The 23,602-nt window shown below is 55.2% G+C and carries 19 protein-coding genes; 8 read left to right on the top strand and 11 right to left on the bottom strand.

The annotated features are described in order from the left end of the window. Position 1 precedes the first annotated feature (1 nt). Positions 2-238, top strand: a complete 237-nt coding sequence (gene feoC, locus ACLJQD_RS13860) for a [Fe-S]-dependent transcriptional repressor FeoC (protein ID WP_000157589.1) — start codon at positions 2-4, stop codon at positions 236-238. 234 nt (positions 239-472) lie between these two features. After that, positions 473-1,399, top strand: a complete 927-nt coding sequence (locus tag ACLJQD_RS13855; RefSeq protein WP_017441594.1) for an Rpn family recombination-promoting nuclease/putative transposase — start codon at positions 473-475, stop codon at positions 1,397-1,399. 35 nt (positions 1,400-1,434) lie between these two features. On the opposite strand, the gene bioH is transcribed toward ACLJQD_RS13855, so the two are convergent. Continuing rightward, complete coding sequence (gene bioH / locus ACLJQD_RS13850; RefSeq protein ID WP_017441595.1) at positions 1,435-2,205, bottom strand: pimeloyl-ACP methyl ester esterase BioH; 771 nt, start codon at positions 2,203-2,205, stop codon at positions 1,435-1,437. A 37-nt stretch (positions 2,206-2,242) separates the two neighbouring features. On the opposite strand from bioH, the gene gntX reads away from it, so the two are divergent. From gntX to gntT, 3 genes are all read left to right on the top strand, one after another. Next, the gene (gntX, locus tag ACLJQD_RS13845) at positions 2,243-2,926 is read left to right on the top strand and encodes a DNA utilization protein GntX (protein WP_000958733.1); all 684 of its coding nucleotides are present in this window, start codon (positions 2,243-2,245) and stop codon (positions 2,924-2,926) included. Between the two features lie 58 nt (positions 2,927-2,984). Next, complete coding sequence (nfuA, locus tag ACLJQD_RS13840; RefSeq protein WP_000619387.1) at positions 2,985-3,560, top strand: Fe-S biogenesis protein NfuA; 576 nt, start codon at positions 2,985-2,987, stop codon at positions 3,558-3,560. A gap of 375 nt (positions 3,561-3,935) precedes the next feature. Continuing rightward, on the top strand, positions 3,936-5,252 hold the full coding sequence (gene gntT / locus ACLJQD_RS13835; RefSeq protein WP_001131737.1) for a gluconate transporter: 1,317 nt from the start codon (positions 3,936-3,938) through the stop codon (positions 5,250-5,252). Positions 5,253-5,370: 118 nt separating this feature from the next. On the opposite strand, the gene malQ is transcribed toward gntT, so the two are convergent. Next, a complete protein-coding gene (gene malQ / locus ACLJQD_RS13830) occupies positions 5,371-7,449 on the bottom strand; it encodes a 4-alpha-glucanotransferase (RefSeq protein WP_017441596.1) in 2,079 nt (692 codons plus the stop codon). A gap of 9 nt (positions 7,450-7,458) precedes the next feature. Further along, positions 7,459-9,852, bottom strand: a complete 2,394-nt coding sequence (gene malP / locus ACLJQD_RS13825) for a maltodextrin phosphorylase (protein WP_017441597.1) — start codon at positions 9,850-9,852, stop codon at positions 7,459-7,461. A 594-nt stretch (positions 9,853-10,446) separates the two neighbouring features. Here malP and malT point away from each other — a divergent pair. Continuing rightward, entirely contained in the window at positions 10,447-13,152 is a 2,706-nt protein-coding gene (gene malT, locus ACLJQD_RS13820; RefSeq protein WP_000907030.1) for an HTH-type transcriptional regulator MalT, read from the top strand. 87 nt (positions 13,153-13,239) lie between these two features. Here malT and ACLJQD_RS13815 read toward each other — a convergent pair whose 3' ends face one another. The 5 genes from ACLJQD_RS13815 to ACLJQD_RS13795 all read right to left on the bottom strand — a co-directional run bounded on the left by ACLJQD_RS13815 (position 13,240) and on the right by ACLJQD_RS13795 (position 18,025). Further along, a complete protein-coding gene (locus ACLJQD_RS13815; protein WP_001526148.1) occupies positions 13,240-13,515 on the bottom strand; it encodes a type II toxin-antitoxin system YafQ family toxin in 276 nt (91 codons plus the stop codon). A 2-nt stretch (positions 13,516-13,517) separates the two neighbouring features. Beyond that, positions 13,518-13,778, bottom strand: a complete 261-nt coding sequence (locus ACLJQD_RS13810) for a type II toxin-antitoxin system RelB/DinJ family antitoxin (RefSeq protein WP_017441598.1) — start codon at positions 13,776-13,778, stop codon at positions 13,518-13,520. Between the two features lie 108 nt (positions 13,779-13,886). Next, positions 13,887-14,906: an RNA 3'-terminal phosphate cyclase gene (gene rtcA / locus ACLJQD_RS13805; protein ID WP_017441599.1), complete on the bottom strand. Its 1,020-nt coding sequence runs from the start codon at positions 14,904-14,906 to the stop codon at positions 13,887-13,889. A gap of 3 nt (positions 14,907-14,909) precedes the next feature. After that, positions 14,910-16,124 carry an RNA-splicing ligase RtcB gene (rtcB, locus tag ACLJQD_RS13800; RefSeq protein ID WP_017441600.1) on the bottom strand — a complete coding sequence of 405 codons (1,215 nt, stop codon included), beginning with the start codon at positions 16,122-16,124 and terminating at the stop codon, positions 14,910-14,912. Positions 16,125-16,471: 347 nt separating this feature from the next. Continuing rightward, positions 16,472-18,025, bottom strand: a complete 1,554-nt coding sequence (locus tag ACLJQD_RS13795) for a vWA domain-containing protein (protein WP_017441601.1) — start codon at positions 18,023-18,025, stop codon at positions 16,472-16,474. Positions 18,026-18,214: 189 nt separating this feature from the next. Here ACLJQD_RS13795 and rtcR point away from each other — a divergent pair, with 189 nt between their 5' ends. Next, entirely contained in the window at positions 18,215-19,798 is a 1,584-nt protein-coding gene (gene rtcR / locus ACLJQD_RS13790; RefSeq protein ID WP_017441602.1) for an RNA repair transcriptional activator RtcR, read from the top strand. Here rtcR and ACLJQD_RS13785 read toward each other — a convergent pair. From ACLJQD_RS13785 to glpE, 3 genes are all read right to left on the bottom strand, one after another. Continuing rightward, entirely contained in the window at positions 19,795-20,553 is a 759-nt protein-coding gene (locus ACLJQD_RS13785) for a DeoR/GlpR family transcriptional regulator (RefSeq protein WP_000815085.1), read from the bottom strand. The two genes, rtcR and ACLJQD_RS13785, sit on opposite strands and share 4 nt — an antisense overlap. Positions 20,554-20,646: 93 nt before the next feature. Further along, a complete protein-coding gene (glpG, locus tag ACLJQD_RS13780) occupies positions 20,647-21,477 on the bottom strand; it encodes a rhomboid family intramembrane serine protease GlpG (RefSeq protein WP_000928702.1) in 831 nt (276 codons plus the stop codon). Between the two features lie 75 nt (positions 21,478-21,552). Further along, positions 21,553-21,879 carry a thiosulfate sulfurtransferase GlpE gene (gene glpE / locus ACLJQD_RS13775; RefSeq protein ID WP_000434523.1) on the bottom strand — a complete coding sequence of 109 codons (327 nt, stop codon included), beginning with the start codon at positions 21,877-21,879 and terminating at the stop codon, positions 21,553-21,555. A 198-nt stretch (positions 21,880-22,077) separates the two neighbouring features. On the opposite strand from glpE, the gene glpD reads away from it, so the two are divergent. Further along, positions 22,078-23,586, top strand: a complete 1,509-nt coding sequence (gene glpD, locus ACLJQD_RS13770) for a glycerol-3-phosphate dehydrogenase (protein WP_017441603.1) — start codon at positions 22,078-22,080, stop codon at positions 23,584-23,586. The last annotated feature ends 16 nt before the right edge of the window (positions 23,587-23,602 follow it).

Here is a 23,602-nt window from a genome sequence, read left to right as displayed (position 1 = left end):
AATGGCTTCATTGATACAGGTTCGCGATCTACTGGCGCTACGGGGGCGTATGGAGGCAACGCAAATCAGCCATACGCTGCACGCTCCGCAGCCCATGATCGACGCCATGCTGAATCAACTGGAGATCATGGGTAAAGCGGTACGTATCCCGGAAGAACCGGACGGCTGCCTTTCAGGCAGCTGTAAAAGTTGTCCGGAAGGTAAAGCCTGCCTGCGCGAATGGTGGGCCTTGCGTTAACCTTCGCCGGGTAGCGACGTAACGCGTCCTATCCGGCCTTTATTCCGCGTTATGTTGCCCGGTACGCGTCACGCTGCCGGGCAATTTTGCGTCATGCCTTCCACAAAGATGAAAGCGTTACCGCCGTGCGCATTTATCTCCCCATGCGCCTCGCAAGCGCACTAATCCTCTACTGCAATCAGCACGGTCTGCGCGTAGTGTCACGCCATTGAACTTCACCGATGACGGATCGATATGGCGACCTCAACAACATCCACGCCGCATGACGCGGTATTCAAACAGTTTTTATGCCACCCCGATACTGCACGGGATTTTTTGGAAATTCATCTCCCGACGACATTACGTCAAATCTGTAATCTGAATACGTTACGGCTGGAGTCCGGTAGCTTTATTGAAGAGGATTTACGCCCCCATTATTCCGATATTCTTTGGTCGCTGGAAACAAGTGAAGGTGACGGTTACATTTACGTGGTTATTGAACATCAGAGTACGCCGGACGCGCATATGGCATTTCGGCTGATGCGTTACGCAATGGCTGCAATGCAACGGCACCTGGAGGCCGGGCATAAGACGTTGCCGTTAGTGGTGCCAATGCTGTTTTATCACGGAAACCGCAGCCCGTATCCGTTCTCATTATGCTGGCTGGATGAATTTGCCGACCCGGTGATGGCGCGTAAGCTATACGCCACCGCCTTTCCTCTGGTCGATATTACGGTCGTGCCGGACGACGAGATTATGCGACACCGACGGGTCGCGCTGCTGGAACTCATACAAAAACACATCCGCCAGCGTGATCTGATGGGGCTTGTCGAACAGCTGGTCGCCCTGCTGGTTAAGGGATACGCTAATGACACCCAGCTTCAAAGTTTGTTTAATTACATGATGCACACTGGCGACGCCGCGCGCTTCAATACGTTTATCCGCCAGGTGGCTATGCGTATCCCACAGCATAAGGAGAAGATCATGACTATCGCAGACAGATTACGTCAGGAAGGACATCGTAACGGGTTACAGAAAGGGCTACAGCAAGGCAAACAGGAAGGCCAACGGCTCGCCGCATTGCGCATTGCCCGCTCCATGCTAAACGATGGTTTCGATCGCGATACCGTGCTTAGGGTTACCGGGCTGGCGCCTGCCGATCTGGCGTCTGAAAGCCATTAACCTTGCAGAATGGTCCGGGCCCGGCAACGCCCTGGTTACAGCGATGATTTTAGCGTCATCAGCGCCTGACAAAACGCCGCCGGATGCGAGATAAACGGCGCATGGGCCGCCTTCGCCATTATCTGTGATGTACTGTGCGGCCATAACGTATCGAGCAAAGGCACCATTTTACGCGGCACCAGACCGTCCAGATAACCATACAAACGCAAAAATGGCATGTTCACATTTTTAAGCGCTTCTCGTAGATCGACCGTTTTTAAGATTTCCAGTCCGCCATTGAGCACCTCTACATCCGGCATAGGCTGCGCCAGCACCACGCTTTTTAAGGTGCGGGCATCCTGACGCGCCGTCTCCGTCCCTAACGTTTGCAGCGCCAGAAAACGCTCCACCGTGCGCTGAAAATCGTCGCTAAGCTGCTGCTGGAATCCGCCGAGGATTTCTGGTTTTATTCCCGGCCACCCTTCACGCGCGCTAAAGCATGGCGAAGAGGCGACAGTCACCAGCGCCTGGACGCGTTCAGGGTGGGTGAGCGCCATCTGACTCGCCACCAGGCCACCCAGGCTCCAGCCAAGCCAGATAGCCTGGTCCGGCGCGTTTTTCGCTACCTGCGCCGTCATATCTTCAAGCGTCATGGCGCCAAACCCCGAGCTGCGACCATAGCCCGGCAAGTCGACCAGATGCAGCGTAAAATGCGAGCCGAGTTCCTCGCGAATGCAATGCCATACCTCCGCGTTCAATCCCCATCCGTGCAGCAGCACAAGATGACAATTTCCCTCGCCGTAGGTCTGCCACCAGATGTCATTCATCAGTTACTGTTCTCTTTTGTCTAACAAGGATGCACCTATGCTAACAGTACCGGGATTATGCTGGCTATGCCGAATGCCGCTGGCGTTAAGCCACTGGGGGATTTGTTCCGTATGCGCGCGCGCCGTTCGTCAGCGCGTCAGTCTGTGTCCGCAATGCGGATTACCTGCCGCGCATCCTTCGCTCCCCTGCGGTCGCTGCCTGCAAAAACCGCCGCCCTGGCAGCGTCTGGTGAGCGTCAGTGACTATACGCCGCCCTTGAGTTTACTGGTGCATCAGCTTAAATTTACCCGCCGCAGCGAAATTGCCGCCGCTCTGGCGCGTCTACTGTTGCAGGAAGTCCTCATGGCGCGCCGCAGCACTGGCTTGCAGCTTCCCGACAGAATCGTCAGCGTTCCGCTCTGGTCGCGCCGACACTGGCGGCGGGGATTTAACCAAAGCGATCTGTTATGTCAACCGTTAGCGCGCTGGCTGGGCTGCGCGTGGGACAGCCAGACCATCACGCGGGTACGGGCGACCGCAACACAACATCATCTCAGCGCCAGATTACGTAAACGCAATTTGAAAAACGCGTTTCGCCTTGAATTGCCGGTACAGGGTCTCCATATGGTTATTGTGGATGATGTCGTCACTACCGGAAGTACCGTCGCGGAAATCGCGCAACTGCTTTTGCGCAACGGCGCAGCGACTGTCCAGGTATGGTGCCTGTGTCGAACCTTGTAGAGCCTCGATGATGGGCGTATTATAACCAACTAAAATAGTCAACTATTAGGCCATTACTATGATCCGTATTTCCGATGCTGCACAAGCGCACTTTGCCAAACTGCTGGCAAATCAGGAAGAAGGAACGCAAATCCGCGTATTTGTCATTAATCCCGGCACTCCTAACGCAGAGTGCGGTGTTTCTTATTGTCCGCCCGACGCCGTAGAAGCCACCGATACTGCACTGAAATTTGACCTGTTGACCGCTTATGTTGATGAACTGAGCGCGCCCTATCTGGAAGACGCGGAAATTGATTTCGTGACCGACCAGCTAGGTTCTCAACTTACATTGAAAGCGCCAAACGCGAAGATGCGCAAAGTGGCCGATGACGCGCCGCTGATGGAGCGCGTGGAATATGCTCTGCAATCGCAGATTAATCCGCAGTTGGCGGGCCACGGCGGTCGCGTCTCACTGATGGAAATTACCGATGAAGGCTATGCAATTCTGCAGTTTGGCGGCGGTTGTAACGGTTGCTCGATGGTTGACGTCACGCTGAAAGAAGGGATCGAGAAACAGTTGCTGAATGAATTCCCGGAACTGAAAGGGGTTCGCGATCTGACCGAACACCAGCGCGGCGAGCACTCCTACTACTAATATTTTCCCGCATCCATGCCCGATGGCGCTTGCGCCTGTCGGGCCTTGTCTGCCCCACCGTAGGCCGAATAAGGCGTATACGCCGCCATCCGGCGCTATCAGCCACATCTCAGAACAATGGTCCTTCTTCTTTCGCCGATAACATGACCTGTGTCTCATAATTTAAATTTTGCCTGCCAGGGTCATTTTCAACACCCATATGTTACCCGTATCATTCTTATGGGCACCTAACATCCATATAACATCTGACTACGCTCATTCGTTTCAACGGTAATCAGTATTGGTGCTATTGCGACTCTGTTCCCGTCGGGAACAACAGGAATTTGTCGTCGAAACAATGACGTTACCCATAACAAAGTAAAGGCCAGGTAAATCATGCCATTAGTCATCGTTGCTATCGGTGTTATCTTGTTACTTCTTCTGATGATCCGCTTCAAAATGAACGGATTTATCGCCCTTGTCCTGGTAGCGCTCGCTGTCGGGTTGATGCAGGGAATGCCGCTGGATAAAGTCATCGGCTCCATCAAAGCCGGTGTCGGCGGTACGCTTGGCAGTCTGGCCCTGATTATGGGGTTCGGCGCCATGCTGGGCAAAATGCTTGCCGACTGCGGCGGCGCTCAACGTATCGCCACTACCCTGATCGCGAAATTTGGTAAAAAGCATATCCAGTGGGCCGTCGTGTTAACCGGCTTTACCGTCGGCTTCGCTCTGTTCTATGAAGTGGGCTTCGTTCTGATGCTGCCGCTGGTATTCACCATTGCCGCAGCGGCGAATATCCCGTTACTGTACGTCGGCGTGCCGATGGCCGCGGCGCTCTCCGTCACACACGGTTTCCTGCCGCCGCACCCGGGCCCAACCGCAATCGCCACGATTTTCCATGCCGATATGGGTAAGACGCTGCTGTTTGGTACGATTCTGGCAATCCCGACCGTGATCCTTGCCGGACCGGTTTACGCCCGTTTCCTGAAAGGCATCGATAAGCCGATCCCGGAAGGCCTGTACAGCGCGAAAACTTTTACGGAAGAAGAGATGCCGGGCTTTGGCGTCAGCGTCTGGACGTCGCTGGTTCCGGTTATTCTGATGGCGATGCGTGCGATTGCCGAGATGATTCTGCCAAAAGGCCACGCTTTCCTGCCCGTTGCCGAGTTCCTGGGCGACCCGGTAATGGCTACGTTAATTGCCGTACTGATTGCGATGTTCACCTTTGGCCTGAACCGCGGGCGTTCAATGGATCAGATTAACGATACGCTGGTCTCTTCCATCAAAATTATCGCCATGATGCTGCTGATCATTGGCGGCGGCGGCGCGTTCAAGCAGGTGCTGGTCGATAGCGGCGTGGATAAATACATCGCTTCAATGATGCATGAAACCAATGTCTCTCCGCTGTTGATGGCGTGGTCTATCGCGGCGGTGCTGCGTATCGCGCTGGGCTCTGCGACTGTCGCGGCGATTACCGCAGGCGGCATTGCGGCGCCGCTGATCGCCACTACCGGCGTTAGCCCTGAACTGATGGTTATCGCGGTCGGTTCCGGGAGCGTGATTTTCTCTCACGTCAACGACCCGGGCTTCTGGCTGTTCAAAGAGTATTTCAATTTGACTATCGGCGAGACCATTAAATCCTGGTCGATGCTGGAAACGATCATCTCCGTCTGCGGCCTGATCGGCTGTCTGCTACTGGGTATGGTGGTTTAAGCGAGGCGGCTTGTAGGCCGGATAAGGCAGCAATGTGCGCCAGGATTGCCTGATGGCGCTGCGCTTATCAGGCCTACGTGCTCTCACCATCATAAAGCCGGGGAAATCCCCGGCTTTATTACTTCTTCTTCGCGGCCGCTTTTCGGCGCTTATCCAAATCCTTAATCAACTTGTTTACGCCCTCATCGGCAAACATGGCCTCAAGAGATGCAGACAATTTCCGCCGCCAGTTTTTATACTGATCGCTGGTGCCCGGTACGTTAACCGGATCGGCCATATCCAGCCAGTCCTCCGGCTGAAGCCCCAACAGACCGCTGTTACTGTCGGCGATATAGCGCTGAAGCCCGCGATTTAGCGTTGGCGTCATCGACATTAACGATGCCTTATGCCCGGCGCGTTTTGGCAGACAGCCATATTTATGCAGCGCGTCCAATAGACCCTGTTTCGCCCGCTCGCGATCCTCATACAGCCCGCGCAGAATCACTTCATCCGGATAAAGCCCCAGAGCTTTACCCAACGTCAGGTCACCGCATTCCCAATAGCCGCGCAGCGTGGGGAGATCGTGCGTCGAGGCGACAGCCATCGATTGTTGCGGATACGCGCCTGGCGCGCGGAAGTTTTTCTCAAGGTCATTTTCAAACCACAGCACTTTATAAGAATAGACCCCGCTATCGCGCAGCTTGCCGACAATCTCAACTGGCACCGTCCCCAGATCTTCGCCTATCACCATACAGCGGTGACGTTGGCTCTCCAGCGCCAGAATAGCCAACAGATCGTCAACCGGATACTGAACATATGCCCCGCGATCCGCTGTTTCGCCATACGGTATCCACCACAGACGCAGCAACGACATGACATGGTCAATGCGCAACGCGCCACAGTTTTGCATATTGGCGCGCAGCAGGTCGATAAAGGGCTCATACGCCCGGGCGACAATAATATGCGGGTCCATTGGCGGCAGCCCCCAGTTCTGACCGAGCGGGCCGAGGATATCCGGCGGCGCGCCGACAGATGCTTTCAGGCAGTACAGCTCCCGGTCGCACCAGGTTTCCGCGCCGCCTTCCGCTACGCCAACCGCCAGATCGCGGTACAGACCAATCGGTAGTTTAAAACTCTGGCAGGTATCCCAGCAGGCGGCGAATTGGCGCCAGGCCAGCCACTGAAGCCAGAGGTAAAACTCCACCTCTTCGCGGTGCGCTTCACAGAATTGTTTTACAGCGGGAGACTCTACCGACTGGTACGCCTCCGGCCAGGCTGGCCAGCCCCAGCGCTGCTCATCCTCTTTTACCTGATACGCATGCAGCGCGTCGAATGCCGCCTGCCAGTAAAGGCTCTCGCCTTCGCGGGCGATAAAGTGACGAAACTCCGCCATTTGCGCATCGTCGCGAGCGGCAAACCGCGTCCACGCCATCCGCAGCGCCGTAATTTTCAGCGCGGTAACGGTAGCGTAATCCACCCATTGCGCATCGCGCGCCTGTCGCAGCTGTTGCTGTGTGGCGGGCATTTGCCACCATGCCTGCGCCTCTTCGCTCAGGCGGAAATCTTCGACGGCGTTGACGTCGATATATATCACGTTCAGCCAGCGACGAGACGAGGGGCTGTAGGGACTGGCGCTCTCCGGATTCGCCGGATAAAGCGCGTGGATCGGGTTCAGGCCGATAAACGCGCCGCCGCGTGTCGCCACGTCGACCAGCATCGACTTCAAATCGCCGAAATCGCCAATACCCCAGTTTTTTTCTGAACGCAGAGTATAAAGCTGGACGCAGGCCCCCCACAGTTTTTTCCCTTCCAGCAGCGCCTGCGGCTCATAGCATCGCGGCGGGGCAACGATAATCCGGCAGTGCGTACGCTGTTCATCCTGGGTCAACGTCAGGGTGTGGTAGCCCTCCGGCAATGTAGCCGGAAGGTTAAGTTTTTTACCGCCCGTCACGCGCCCTTTGTAATGCACGCCCTCTTCCGTAGTCAACAGCCAGGCAAACTCACCGCGCCCCTCTACCGGCAACGCCATTTTTTTACCCGCGGTATACACCTTCACATTCGGCACGACCGCCTGTGGTCCTGTTGTCGTGCCGTGCATCGCCGCCAGCAAACGTCTCTTGGTTTCAGCGCCAATAGACTGCGGTTTGCCATGAGCATTGATGTAACTGGGGCTGATCCCCGCCGCCAGCGCGGCACTATCGAGACGTTTATTTTCCATCGCGCTCCCTTAGCGTTTTGCCTGCCAGATACGGGCCTGATAATCGCGAATAGAGCGATCGGAACTGAACATACCGCAGCGCGCGGTATTGAGGATCGCGGCGCGCGTCCACGCTTCCTGGTCGCGATACAGCGCATCCACCTGCTTTTGCGCCTCGACATAAGCGGCGAAGTCCGCCATGACCAGGTACGGATCGCCCCCCTGTTTGCCGAGGCTATGCAGCATCTGGTCAAAGGCATGTTTATCGCCATCGCTGTATTGACCGCTTTCCAGCTCTTTTAACACCGCATCCAGCACTTTGTCTTTTTTACGCCATTTCACCGGATCGTAGCCTTTGGCTTTGAGCGCCTTGACCTCTTCCACAGTATGGCCAAAGATAAAGATATTCTCTTCACCCACCTTTTCAGCGATTTCAACGTTAGCGCCGTCCAGCGTTCCCACAGTCAACGCCCCGTTCAGCGCCAGTTTCATGTTACCGGTGCCGGACGCCTCTTTCCCGGCAGTAGAAATTTGCTCGGAAATATCCGCCGCCGGAATGAGCATTTCCGCCGCCGAGACGCAGTAATCCGGCAGGAAAACCACCTTCAGCTTATCACCCACCGCCGGGTCGTTATTAATGGCTTCCGCAACCTTATTGATAGCAAAAATGATGTTCTTCGCCAGGTAATAGCCCGGCGCCGCCTTCGCGCCAAACAGGAATACGCGCGGTACGCGGTCAGCCTGCGGGTTTTCGCGGATCTCTTTGTACAGCGCCAAAATATGCAACAGGTTCAGGTGCTGACGTTTGTACTCGTGCAGACGTTTGATTTGAATATCAAAAATCGCGTTGCTCGAAATCTCAATCCCGGTACGGGCCCGGATAAATTTCACCAGCCGTTCTTTGTTCGCCCGTTTGATGTCGCGATATTGCTGACGGAATGTGGCGTCGTCAGCGTATTTTTCGAGGTTGATCAACTGGTCGAGATCGTTAGCCCACTCTTTTTTCAGCGTTTTATCCAGCAACGCCGCAAGCTGCGGATTGCACTGTTTGATCCAGCGACGCGGCGTAATGCCGTTGGTGACATTGTGGAATTTGTTCGGCCAAAGCTGGTGATATTCCGGGAACAGATCTTTCACCACCAGATCGGAGTGCAGCGCCGCCACACCGTTGACCGCAAAGCCGCTGACCACGCACATATTGGCCATGCGTACCTGACGGTCATGCACCACCGCCAGTTTTGCCCATACCTGCTTATCACCAGGCCAGGTGTTATCGACCAGCGTCTTAAAGCTGTCGTTAATCTGCTTGATAATCTGCATATGACGCGGCAACAGCGCTTTGATTAACCTCTCATCCCAGCACTCCAGCGCTTCTGGCATCAGGGTGTGGTTGGTGTAGGCGAAGGTTTTGCTGGTGATAGCCCAGGCGTCATCCCAGCTCAGCTGGTGCTCGTCAATCAGCACGCGCAGCAGTTCCGGAATGGCGATGGTCGGGTGAGTATCGTTCAACTGAATGACCTCGTAATCCGCCAGCTCATGCAGTTTGCGTCCGGCCAGATGATGGCGGCGCAGAATATCCGCTACCGAGCAGGCGCACTGGAAGTATTGCTGCATCAGGCGCAGTTTTTTGCCCGCCGTGTGGTTATCGTTGGGATAAAGCACCTTCGTCAGTTTTTCCGCATCGATACCCTGCTGTTCCGCCCGCAGGAAAGCGCCGTCGTTGAATTTGGTCAGATCAAACGGATGCGCGTGGGTCGCCTGCCACAAACGCAGCGGTTGCGCGACGCCGTTACGATAGCCTAACACCGGCAGATCCCAGGCCTGGCCTGTAATCACAAAACCTGGCTCCCAGCGCCCTTCTTTGGTGACTTTACCGCCGATCCCAACCTGGACGTCCAGCGCCTCGTTGTGGCGGAACCACGGATAGCTGCCGCGATGCCAGTCATCCGGCGCTTCCATCTGCTTGCCTTCAACAAATGACTGACGGAACAGCCCATACTGGTAGTTCAGACCATAGCCCGTAGCGGACTGCCCGACGGTGGCCATCGAATCGAGGAAGCAGGCGGCCAGACGTCCCAGACCACCGTTGCCGAGCGCCGGATCGACTTCCTCTTCCAGCAGATCGGTCAGATTAATATCGTGCGCTTTCAGCACATCGCTAACGTCCTGGTACCACCCCAGATTTAACAGGTTATTTCCCGTCAGGCGGCCAATCAAGAATTCCATCGAAATGTAGTTCACATGACGCTGGCCTTTCGTCGGCTGCGCTACCGGTTGCGCGCTCAGTAATTCCGCCAGCGCGCCGCTAACGGCCTGCCACCACTGACGAGGCGTCATGTCGGACGCCGACAGTAAACCGAAACGCTGCCACTGACGCGTCAGGGCGGCCTGGAATTGATCTTTATTGAAGGTTGGCTGTGACATAGGAAATCCGTCCTCGGGTAATAAAACAACGTTATCGCTAGTTTGCCAGGCTCGATGTTGACCTTCCTCCTCCCGGCAATGATTAGGGAGGGAGGAGGAGCGGGGATGAGCATAAAAGTGTGATCGCCGCCACTTACCCCTGTATAAACGCGCCGATTCCTGTCAACGACACCCAGTGTTACGCATAATCAAATGAATAAACAGAAATAACAGTAAATCGCGAAGGGGTATTTTCGAAAGATTATATGAACGCCGAAATAGTTTCTTACCTGAAATATTCAGTGGCGGGAGATTCACTCACTAAACATAATTAATTAAACGCCTGGTATCGCCATTGTGTTAAATCCGGATGATGTCCAGGACATTATTTACAATAACGGAAATATGACCTCAGCCCAGCTCTGACGCTCGTTTCAACCGCGCCGAATACTTTTTTAATACCGTTATTTAGAATTGTGACAGAGTGCAAATTCAGACACATAAAAAGTCTGCTTAGCTTGCATTAAAATGCTTTCTGGCCGACCTTATATCTATTAATTACGAAGCGCAAAAAAAATCGCAGTTCCCCCCATTTCCCACAGTGAAGTGATTGCTATGTTGATTCCGTCTAAATTAAGTCGTCCGGTTCGTCTCGACCATACCGTGGTTCGTGAGCGGCTGTTGGCTAAACTTTCCGGCGCGAACAATTTCAGGCTCGCCCTGGTAACCAGTCCTGCTGGCTATGGGAAAACCACGCTTGTCTCACAGTGGGCGGCGGGCAAAAATGAATTAGGCTGGTACTCTCTCGACGAAGGCGATAACCAGCAAGAGCGATTCGCCAGTTACTTAATTGCCGCTATCCAACAGGCCACCGGCGGACACTGCTCCACCAGCGAAGCGATGGCGCAAAAACGTCAGTACGCCAGCCTGACGTCCCTCTTCGCGCAGCTCTTTATTGAACTGGCGCAGTGGCATCGCCCGCTTTATCTGGTGATTGACGACTACCATTTGATTACCAATCCGGTGATTCACGACGCGATGCGCTTTTTCTTACGGCATCAGCCAGAAAATTTCACCCTGGTGGTATTATCGCGTAATTTGCCGCAACTGGGCATCGCTAACCTGCGCGTGCGCGATCAGCTGTTGGAAATCGGCAGCCAGCAGTTGGCTTTTAACCATCAGGAAGCAAAGCAATTTTTTGACCGTCGTCTTTCGTCGCCCATTGAAGCCGCTGAGAGCAGCCGCATGTGCGATGATGTGGCCGGTTGGGCCACTGCGCTACAGTTGATCGCCCTCTCCGCGCGCCAGAACCATACCTCTGCGCATCACTCCGCCCGCCGTCTTGCCGGGATTAATGCCAGCCACCTTTCTGATTATCTGGTGGACGAAGTACTGGATAACGTGGATGTCAGCACCCGACATTTCTTACTTAAAAGCGCGATCTTACGCTCAATGAATGACGCGTTGATCGTGCGCGTGACCGGCGAAGAAAACGGCCAGATGCGGCTGGAGGAGATTGAGCGCCAGGGGTTATTCCTGCAACGCATGGACGACACGGGCGAGTGGTTTAGCTATCACCCGTTGTTTGGTAGCTTTCTGCGCCAGCGTTGCCAGTGGGAACTGGCGGCGGAACTGCCGGAGATCCACCGCGCGGCCGCGGAAAGCTGGATGGAACAAGGTTTTCCCAGCGAAGCTATTCATCATGCGCTGGCGGCGGGTGACGCGCAAATGCTGCGCGATATCCTGCTTAACCATGCGTGGGGGCTGTTTAATCACAGTGAACTGGCGCTGCTGGAAGAGTCATTAAAAGCGCTGCCGTGGGAAAGCCTGCTGGAAAATCCGCGGCTGGTGTTGTTACAGGCCTGGCTGATGCAAAGCCAACACCGCTATAGCGAAGTGAATACGCTGCTGGCGCGCGCCGAGCAAGAGATCAAAGGGGTCATGGACGGCACGCTGCATGCTGAATTTAACGCGCTGCGCGCCCAGGTCGCCATCAACGACGGCAATCCGGAAGAGGCTGAGCGGCTGGCGAAACTGGCGCTGGATGAGCTTCCTCTCGCCTGGTTTTATAGCCGCATTGTCGCGACCTCCGTTCACGGTGAGGTGCTGCACTGTAAAGGCGATCTCAGCCAGTCTTTATCGCTGATGCAGCAAACCGAACAAATGGCGCGCCATCATGACGTCTGGCATTACGCGCTATGGAGCTTAATTCAACAAAGCGAAATTCAGTTCGCCCAGGGATTCCTGCAGGCCGCATGGGAAACGCAGGAGAGAGCCTTCCAGTTGATCAAAGAGCAACATCTGGAACAACTGCCGATGCATGAGTTTCTGGTACGTATCCGCGCGCAATTGCTGTGGGCGTGGGCGCGCCTTGACGAAGCGGAGGCCTCGGCGCGCAGCGGTATCGCTGTGCTGTCCACCTTCCAGCCGCAACAACAGTTGCAGTGCCTGACGCTACTGGTGCAGTGCTCGCTGGCGCGCGGCGATCTGGATAATGCCCGTAGTCAGCTTAACCGACTGGAAAATTTATTAGGCAATGGCCGTTATCACTGTGACTGGATCTCTAACGCCGATAAAGTGCGTGTCATTTACTGGCAGTTAACCGGCGACAAGAAATCCGCCGCCAACTGGTTACGCCATACGCCAAAACCGGCGTTTGCCAATAACCATTTTCTGCAAGGGCAATGGCGGAATATCGCCCGCGCGCAGATCCTGCTGGGCGAATTCGAGCCTGCGGAAATCGTGCTGGAAGAGTTAAATGAAAATGCCCGTAGCCTGCGCTTAATGAGCGATTTAAACCGCAATCTGCTGTTACTCAATCAGCTTTACTGGCAATCCGGGCGGAAAAACGACGCCCAGCGCGTATTGCTTGATGCCTTACAGCTTGCCAACCGCACCGGATTTATCAGCCATTTTGTGATTGAAGGCGAAGCCATGGCGCAACAATTGCGTCAGCTGATTCAACTCAATACGCTGCCGGAGATGGAGCAGCATCGCGCGCAGCGCATCCTGCGAGAGATTAACCAACATCACCGGCATAAATTCGCCCATTTTGACGAAGGCTTCGTCGAGCGCCTGCTTAACCATCCGGATGTCCCGGAGCTTATTCGCACCAGCCCGCTCACCCAGCGTGAATGGCAGGTGTTAGGGCTTATCTATTCCGGTTACAGCAACGAACAGATTGCCGGCGAACTGGCGGTGGCCGCAACCACCATTAAGACGCATATCCGCAACCTCTACCAGAAACTCGGCGTCGCGCACCGTCAGGACGCGGTACAGCACGCGCAGCAGTTGCTGAAGATGATGGGGTACGGGGTTTGAGGCAAAACAGGCAACGCCCTGGTGTGTAAATTTGTTTAATCATAAAACCTGAAAGCACCGGTTAACATGTGGGCAAAAACGGCGCTTTTAAAATAAATCGGCATGCGTTCCTGTTCGTTCAAATCGCAGGCATTCATCCGTTATCTTATAAATAAGAATCCAGTCAGGCTCAATATGGGCATCCCGGTATCCGCTATATGAACCTTGTAACGGGTGATCTTTATAAATGGCAGGAAGGGGAAAAGGGTGGTGAATCAGAAGCGTCATAAGTGTTTTAAGTTTGCCGACATCCTTATGACGCTTTTGTGCCCGTTTTACATCTTTCTGGAACTGTCCCGAATATTCAATTTCCCTTTGTCCCATAGTCAGATCCCTAACTGGTCAAACAAATCATCAGCATCTTTGGCTTTATGAATATCAATGCCAGCTTCGCTATTTTCTATCGTTCGGGACGTTAACTCATTGGGTATGCGCAAATCAAAAGGCAATGCCTTTTCACGCGCAACTTTAGTCAGTGTAATCCGTATCAAATCAGAAATGGTTAACCCCATTTCAGCCAGGACATCTGCCGCCTGGTCCTTCAGCGTTTCGTCGATACGGGCACGAACAAGCGCATTTGCAGCCATCGATTAGTCTCCTGTACTGTGTCTCTATACAGTTCAAATTGTAGCTCAACTGAGACACACATACAAACCGGGTCTGAATGTTTGCCTTGCAATGCTCGTAAAGATGACTTAGTCGCTTACCCGGACAAGATAGCCACTTTCGGTTGCTTCACAGGAAAATCTGACCGGCAAAAACCGTTCCACCACCGCAATATTGGTAAGCAAGTGAGCGGAAGCCCGCGCCACGGTAAACGCGCCTTCGCCCGCCAGCGCCAGCGGTAAAATCAGCTGGTCGGCCAGATGCTCTCCCACCGCCGCCGGGCTTGCGAGATAGCGCCGCGCTTCATGCGCAACCTGATTAGCTACCGCTTCCGCGCTGGTGCCTTTTACGCCGAACGCGGCGAACAGTTCGGTCAACTGTTCGCTTTGAATCATCAGCGACAGCGCGTTGCCCGGCCCGCAGCCGCCTTCCAGCGCAACGACGTTTTTCTCCGCCTGCGGGAAGTGGGTTTCCAGCGTTGCGACTTCACGTTCGCCAACGTGGTAAGGAACCGCCGCCAGCAAAGCTTCGGCGGTGATACGCCGCGTCTCGCCGCGCGATATCAGCGTTAGCCCGCGTAAAGACGCTGCCGGTTCGACGACCGTTGCCGCCGCACCGCCGCCTGCCGGATAAAAGCCGTGTTTTATCAGCGTGGTGCGCTGGTTGATACCCATCCTCGCCAACAGAGGCTCCCAGACGCGGCAGATAAAATCGGCGCTGGGCGCGGCCTGATTATGCGTCCCGCCGTGAACCTCCACGCGAGATGAACCGTCGGCAAACCACAGCGCGGGCAGGACGGTTTGCAGCACCAGCATACAACTGCCCGCGCTACCAATCGCGAAACGGTACTCGCCGCCGCGAATCGGCCCCGGCGTAAAACGCAACTGTTGCGAGCCCAGCTCGTCGCCGTTCACCCGCGCGCCGCAGATTTCCGTTGCCGCCCGCACCGCCGTTAAATGCTGGCGTAGCAGCCCCGGTTTAGCGCGCCCGGCGCGGATGCCGCTCATTTCAAACGGCTGGCCGGTTATCATTGATAAACTCAGCGCCGAGCGCAAAATCTGCCCGCCACCCTCTCCCTGTGCGCCATCCAGCGCGATGATCCTTGCCATTTTCTATCCTTTAACGCACACCACCTGCCGCAGGGTGTACATGATTTCCACCAGGTCAGACTGCGCCGCCATCACCGCATCAATATCTTTATACGCCATTGGGATCTCGTCGATCACGTCCGCATCTTTACGGCATTCGACATGCGCGGTGGCGCGAATCTGATCGTCAACGCTAAACAGTTTCTTCGCTTTCGTTCGGCTCATCACGCGCCCGGCGCCGTGGCTGCACGAACAGAACGACTCTTCGTTACCCAGCCCGCGCACGATAAAGCTTTTCGCCCCCATCGAACCAGGAATGATACCGAACTCACCGCGCCGCGCCGAAACCGCCCCTTTACGCGTCACATAGATCTCTTCGCCAAAGTGCTGCTCTTTTTGCACATAGTTATGGTGGCAGTTTATCTCGTCCATATCGAGGGCGATCGGTTTTTCCACGCAGCGCTGGAGCGCCGCCAGCGCGTTTTCCATCATCGCCTCGCGGTTCAGGCTGGCGAATTGTTGTGCCCAGTGTACCGCTTTCAGATAATCATCAAAATATTCGCTTCCTTCATTAAAATACGCCAGATCGCGGGACGGCAGCGTTTCTAACTGCTCCTGCATTTCTTGCTGCGCCAGGCCGATAAAATAGGTGCCGATGGCGTTACCGATCCCGCGCGAACCGGAGTGCAGCATGATCCATACCCGATCGGTTTCATCCAGACAGATCTCAATAAAGTGGTTACCGGTTCCCAACGTTCCCAGGTGCTTATAGTTATTGGTATTCAAAAAGCGCGGATATTTTTGCGTTAACCACTGATATCCCGCTTCCAGTTGCGCCCATTTTTCATCAACGTTGGCGGGCGGGTTTCCCCATGCGCCCACATCGCGATGCCCGCGTCCGGTGGTACGCCCGTGAGGCACAGCGGCCTCTATGGCGCTACGCAGTTCCGCCAGGTTTTCCGGCAGATCGGCCGCCGTTAAACTGGTACGCAGCGCGTTCATCCCACAACCGATATCCACGCCCACCGCCGCCGGAATAATCGCCCCTTTCGTCGGGATCACGCTACCGATGGTCGATCCTTTCCCCAAATGCACATCCGGCATAACGGCAATATGTTTGAAAATAAACGGCATTTTCGCCGTATTGATCAGCTGCTGACGGGCATCGTCTTCTACCGGTACGCCTTTGGTCCACATTTTTACCGGTGCGTTCTGGGTGGTCATCAATTCGTAATTCATCATTTTTTTCTCGTTTTAATCATTAGGGTGGCGACAAGTTTATGTGAATACACCGCTCTACCATTGAGCTACAGAGCCGGGCTCTGACGGGTCTCGAACCCGCAACAAATGTAGATCCACAGGCATTCGCCAAAATAGGGTGGCACGACAAGTTAAGGTGAATCACCCGCTCTACCGTTGAGCTACAGGGCTAAGCCCCGGCAGGGTTCGAACCTGCGTCTGGCCATACAAGGTGTAGATCCACCAGCATTCGTGCCTTCAGCGCCGCGCGACAAATTCATAGCCGGGATGATACGCATCGGGAAAGATGTAATCCCGGCCAGCATTCGCGCCGCGCTGAATACTCTTTACAGCGTCACGGCTTCAATCTCTTCCAGCCAGTGCGCGCTGCCATAGCGACCGTTAACAAAGTTATCTATCACCGTAAACACCTCGTCGCTGAAGCCGCCGACGTTCAAAATATCGCTTCGTTCCGCCGCCTGGGTGGTACCGTAAGGCAGCAGATCGATACACACCAGGCGCGCCTGCGGGTTGCGCTTTTTCAGTTCGATCCAGCATTCCATGGTGGCCGTTGAGCCATGGCGCGACTTATCAACCCACGATTCGTTATCCGACACCATAATCACCAGATCCACCCGCGCCCGCTCGTTCAACAACCTACGCAGCGGCGCGGAGCAGTTGGTGCCGCCGCCGCCAACCGCCGCCAGCTTTTGCGCGTTGTGCATAACCGACTGGCGCGCATCAAGCTGCACGTCAACCACATCGCATTCAAACGGCAGCACGCGGGCCTGCGGATGATTACGCAGCACGGCGGCGGCGATCAGCCCGGCAACGTCCACGCAGCGGATCTTACTGGTCGCCCCCTTGCGATAGCCGGTTATCGACGACTTCATCGACCCCGACACGTCCGGGCAGACCACCACATTGCCGTGAAACGGCGGAATGTTCTCCAGCGCGTACTCCATCGCCTGCGCTAAAGCCTCGCGAATAACCTGCGGCACGCCGCTTTGCAGATTGCTCCACGCCGACAGCAACTGATAAGGATAAACCCAGGACTGGCGCACCTGCGCTCTGTCCGCCAGCCGCTGCGCCACGCTGGCGGCAAGCGTTGTATTCTCAAACACGCCATGACGCGCCAGCGTATTCAAATTCATCCGCAACGTTTGCCAACTCATCCGCTGCGCCAGCTGCGCCCACTGTTCGCGACTCAGCGGCGCGTTGGTCAGCAGTAAAAACGGCACATCGGGTAAGGCCGCGCCCATGTCGCCTTCACGAAACGCCAGCAGCGCGCGCGTTTTTTCCGGCAGTTGCGCCTTATCGCACGGCTTACCAATCAGCCAGGCGAAGAAGGCTTCCTGCCACGCCGCCTGCGGCCGTGGGTGTACCATTTTGACGATATCCGCCAGCGACGGCGCATTGCCCACCGATGCCTGCAATAAGCGCTCTTCGCTGGCGTTCTGTAACCAACGCTGCACCAGCTTCTTTGGCCGCGTCCCCAGCGAGCGCCGCCCGGTCACGCCGCTACGCAATATCTGCACAAAGTTACGCAGCATCCGGCCATTATTGATCACCCGCGCAAATACTACCGGCAGCAGCGCCGAACCACGCGCCGCCAGAATGGCGGTCAACAGCGCGGGCATATCCTTCATCATCCCGCGTTCGCGGCCATAAATCGCCAGTTGCGCTAAAAACAGATCGTCGAGATCTTTCGCCGTCGCCAGAACATCATTTAGCTGCGCCTGGCCGCTGGCATAAAAAGTCTCGTTCATGCAGCCGGTCATCACCATTTGCGCCAGTTTATGGCGTGGGGTGAAGGCAAAGGCCGCTGCGCCTTGCTGATTGCTGGCGTTGGCCAGCGGCGCGTCCCTTAACAGCGAACGGAACAAAAGTGGATTAGCCATTTGTTTTTCCCATTTCCGTTATTCTCCATGCCAGAGTTATTGCAACCAGCGTGCCAGAAAATAAATTATTTTATAATTTATTGATTTTTAAATACTTTGTTTATTTAACGTTCAGATGAAAGAAAAATGCCTGCACGGCAGCCATTAAAAAGCGATAAAATTATCTCGTCTTTTAGAAAGAAATCTAAGATGCGAAAAACGGTGGCCTTTGGTTTTATCGGCACGGTGCTCGACTATGCAGGACGCGGCAGTCAGCGTTGGGAAAAATGGCGCCCTACTTTGTGTCTGTGTCAGCAGGAGACGCTGGTCGTTCACCGCCTGGAACTGCTGTACGATGCCCGCTCTCGCTCGCTGTTTGAAGGATTAAAGAAGGATATCGCCAGCGTCTCGCCGGAAACGGAAGTCGTCGGCGTAGAAATCGCGATCCGCAACCCGTGGGACTTCGAAGAGGTTTACGCCTGCCTGCACGATTTCGCCCGCAGCCATACCTTTCATCCCGAAGATGAAGACTATCTGATTCATATCACCACCGGCACCCACGTCGCGCAGATCTGCTGGTTCCTGCTGGCGGAGGCGCGCTATCTACCGGCGCGATTAGCGCAGACCTCGCCGCCGCGCAAAAAAGATAAATCGCATAGCACGGGCGACGTGACGATTATTGACCTCGACCTCAGCCGCTACAATGACATCGCCACCCGCTTCGCTCAGGAGCGGGAGGAGACGCTCAACTTCCTGAAGTCCGGCATTGCAATCCGCAACCCGTGTTTCAACCGGATGATTGAGCAAATTGAGCGCGTCGCGATACGCTCCCGTTCGCCAATCCTGCTCAACGGCCCGACCGGCGCGGGCAAGTCGTTTCTCGCCCGTCGCGTCTATGAACTAAAACTGGCCCGCCACCAGTTCAGCGGCCCGTTTGTCGAAGTGAACTGCGCCACCCTGCGCGGCGACACGGCGATGTCGGCGCTGTTCGGCCACGTTAAGGGGGCGTTTACCGGCGCGAGAGAGGAGCGTGCAGGGTTGCTGCGCAGCGCCGACGGCGGCATGTTGTTTCTTGACGAAGTGGGAGAGCTGGGCGCGGATGAACAGGCCATGTTGCTGAAAGCCATTGAAGAGAAACGCTTTTACCCTTTCGGCAGCGACCAGCAGGTCAGCAGCGATTTCCAGTTGATTGCCGGCACGGTGCGCGACCTGCGCCAGCGGGTGGCGGAGGGGACATTCCGCGAAGACCTGTACGCGCGCATTAATCTCTGGACCTTCGAACTACCGGGCCTGCGTCAGCGCCAGGAAGATATTGAACCAAACCTTGACTACGAACTGGAACGCCACGCGGCGCTAACCGGCGACAGCGTACGTTTTAATACCGAAGCGCGCCGCGCCTGGCTGAGCTTCGCCACCTCGCCGCAGGCCGCCTGGCGCGGTAACTTCCGCGAACTCTCCGCCAGCGTCACCCGCATGGCGACGCTGGCGGACAACGGGCGAATCACGGTCGAAATGGTAGACGATGAAATCGCGCGTTTGCGCTATAGCTGGAATGACCATCGCCCCTCCGCGCTCGACGGATTGCCGGGCATTGACGCAACGGCGCTGGATCTGTTTGACCGTATGCAACTGGAAAACGTCGTTGCCATCTGCCGCCAGGCGAAAACCCTTTCCGACGCCGGGCGGCAGCTATTCAACGTTTCCCGTCAGGGGAAAGCCACGGTGAATGACGCTGACCGGCTGCGTAAATACCTGGCGCGTTTTGGTCTCACGTGGGACGTTTTACAGAATTAACACAGCTCCAGTTGGATATGGTTCTCCGTCAACACCTGCATCACGCCCGGCGGCGGCAGGGTATCGGTGTAGACCGCATCGACCATACTAATGCTGCCCATGTTTACCATCGCATTACGACCAAATTTGGAGTGATCCACCACCAGCATCACGTGGCGCGAATTTTCGATAATCGCGCGCTTGGTGCGTACCTCATGGTAGTCAAATTCCAGCAACGAGCCGTCGCTATCAATACCGCTAATACCGAGAATGCCGAAATCGAGACGGAACTGGGCGATAAAGTCCTGCGTCGCTTCGCCAATAATGCCGCCGTCGCGGCTACGGAGTTCGCCGCCAGCGAGGATAATACGAAAATCCTCTTTCGCCATTAGCGTGTTCGCTACGTTCAAATTGTTGGTCACGATCCGCAAATTACTGTGCCCTAACAGGGCGTGCGCTACGGCTTCCGGCGTCGTGCCGATATCAATAAACAGCGTTGAACCATTGGGGATCTGGGCCGCGACTTTGCGAGCGATGCGCTCTTTTTCTTCCGTTTGCGTTGCCTTACGATCGTGCCACGGCGTGTTCACCGAGCTGGAGGGCAACGCCGCGCCGCCGTGGTGGCGCAAAATCATATTCTGTTCCGCCAGATCGTTAAGATCCCGACGAATGGTTTGCGGGCTGACAGAAAAATGCTCCACCAGCTCTTCCGTACTGACGTACCCCTGTTTTTTTACCAGTTCAATGATCGCGTCATGCCGTTGTGTTTGTTTCATGAATAATCTCTGAAAGTAACCAACCTTGCGCCGGATAGCGGCATTTGCCCTACCCGGCCTGGAAAAATATCTCGACCACAGGCCGGATACGCCTCACGTTCGTTTTCGCGCATTCAGCGTATCAACAAAGGCCATCGCTAAACCGACGATAAGCCCGGCGATGTGCGCGCCGTTCGCCATAGACATGCCAAACCAGTCAAACCAACCAGCGACTATCCACAATAATGCAAAAATAATTAAGCCGCGCTGGAGGTAAATTCCGCTTTGCGGATCGCGCTCTCCGCGCAGCCACACGTAACCCATCAGCGCATAGACGACGCCGGACAGCCCGCCAAACCACGGGCCGCTAAATTTCTGCTGTACATAGCCGCTTAGCAGCGCGCTTATCACCGTAATGACGATTAATTTACCGCTGCCCAGGCGCTTCTCTACCGCCCCGCCGAGATACCACCACCACAGCAGGTTAAAAAGAATATGCATCAGTGAGAAGTGCATAAAGATATGGGTGAAGTAGCGCCAGACTTCAAATTTTAAAACCGGATCGAACGGCCACGCCAGCCACACCATCACCGTCTGATCGCCGATGAGACTCATCGCGATATAGACCAGCACGCAGGCGAGCATCACGATCCAGGTAACAGGGCCGGCTCGTTCACGCAGCGTGGCGAGAAAGGGAAAACGGCGGTAGCGTAGCCCGCTGTTAGTCTGCCCGGACTGCCAGCTAGCCGCCAGATAACGCGGATCGCCGGGATTTTCTATAAACCGCGCCAGCTCGACCCGCACACGTTCGGCCTGCGATTCATCTGCCAACCAGATATCGCTTTGATTATGTTGCTGAATAGTAAGAATGACGCCCTGGGTGGCCATGTAATCAACAAATGCCTGCGCCACGCGAGGATTCGCAAAGGAAGTAATCATCAACATTATTGCTGTCGCTTAGTCCATACAAAAGAAGACAGTATATATACCCTTCTCGTCGGAGGCTGCATCTTTATGGGATTACGCGCCATTCGCGACATCGGCAGGGAAACGGCGATGCCAGGCCTCAAACCCGCCGTCAATGCTGTAAACCGCATCATAGCCTTGCTGGAGCAGATACTGCGCGGCGCCTTTACTACTGTTGCCGTGATAGCACATTACCATCACCGCGGTATCGAAACCATGCTCACGCATAAACGCGCCCAGCGTATCGTTAGTCAAGTGAAACGCCTGCGGCGCATGACCCATGGCATAACTTTGCGGATCGCGAATATCGACCAGCACCGCCGCGCCCTGGTGCAGTTTCTGATACGCCTCTTCTACAGTGATACATTCAAATTGTTCCATGAATCGCTCTTTCATTATTGCCGGTGAAGCCAATTAAGGCATTTTATCGCCCAGTGTACGTTGACGGAGTAGCTTAACGCCATAATGTTATACATATCACTCTAAAATGTTTTTTCGATGTTACCAATAGCGCGTTTCTTTGCTATTATGTTCGATAACGAACATTTTTGAACTTTAACGAAAGTGCAAGAGGGCAGCATGGAAACCAAAGATCTGATCGTGATAGGCGGGGGCATTAACGGTGCAGGCATCGCGGCTGATGCCGCCGGACGCGGTTTGTCCGTACTCATGCTGGAAGCGCAGGATTTGGCCTGCGCAACCTCTTCCGCCAGTTCGAAACTTATCCACGGCGGCTTACGCTACCTTGAGCACTACGAGTTCCGCCTGGTCAGCGAAGCGCTGGCAGAACGTGAGGTGTTGTTGAAAATGGCGCCGCACATCGCCTTCCCGATGCGTTTTCGTCTGCCGCACCGCCCGCATTTACGTCCGGCCTGGATGATCCGTATCGGTCTTTTTATGTACGATCACCTCGGCAAACGTACCAGTTTACCCGGTTCCACCGGTGTGCGGTTTGGCGCAGATTCGGTGCTCAAACCTGAAATCGTGCGCGGATTCGAATACTCCGACTGCTGGGTAGACGATGCGCGTCTGGTGCTGGCTAACGCACAGATGGTGGTGCGTAAAGGCGGCGAAGTCCTTACCCGTACTCGCGCAACCGCCGCTCGTCGGGAAAATGGCCTGTGGATTGTCGAAGCGGAAGATATCGACACCGGTAAAAAATATGTCTGGCAGGCGCGCGGACTGGTTAACGCCACCGGACCGTGGGTCAAACAGTTCTTCGACGAAGGGATGCACCTGCCGTCGCCGTATGGCATCCGCCTGATCAAAGGCAGCCATATCGTCGTGCCGCGCGTCCATAATCAGAAGCAGGCGTATATTCTGCAAAACGAAGATAAGCGTATCGTCTTTGTCATTCCGTGGATGGAAGAGTTTTCGATCATTGGCACAACCGATGTCGAATATAAAGGCGATCCGAAAGCGGTAAAAATTGAAGAGAGCGAAATTAATTACCTGTTGAAGGTTTATAACGCGCACTTCCAGAAACAACTGGGGCGCGATGACATCGTCTGGACGTACTCCGGCGTCCGTCCGCTGTGCGATGATGAGTCCGACTCACCGCAGGCGATCACTCGCGATTATACCCTTGATATTCATGATGAAAACGGCAAAGCGCCGCTGCTTTCCGTGTTTGGCGGTAAGCTCACGACCTACCGTAAGCTGGCCGAACATGCGATGGAAAAACTGGCGTCTTATTATCCAGGCATCGGCCCGGCATGGACCAAAACGTGCGTACTGCCCGGCGGCGACATCGACGGCAGCCGCGAAGATTACGCGGCGAAGCTGCGTCGTCGTTACCCATTCCTGACGGAATCGCTGGCGCGTCACTATTCGCGCACTTACGGCAGCAACACGGAGTGGATTCTCGGCGAAGCCACGTCGCTGCTTGATTTAGGCGAAGATTTCGGTCATGAGTTTTACGAAGCGGAACTCAAGTACCTGGTGGATCACGAATGGGTGCGCCGTACTGAAGACGCTATCTGGCGTCGCACCAAAGAAGGCATGTGGCTGACCGCCGAGCAGCAGTCCCGCATCACCCAGTGGCTGGCGGCGTATATTGAGAAACACCAACTTTCACTGGCGTCGTAATAAAATCCGGGGCGGT

Source organism: Salmonella sp. SAL04214 (genome assembly GCF_046550615.1).
In the GTDB taxonomy this organism is placed as follows: domain Bacteria; phylum Pseudomonadota; class Gammaproteobacteria; order Enterobacterales; family Enterobacteriaceae; genus Salmonella; species Salmonella enterica.
This window is presented reverse-complemented; position numbering and strand designations above follow the sequence as displayed.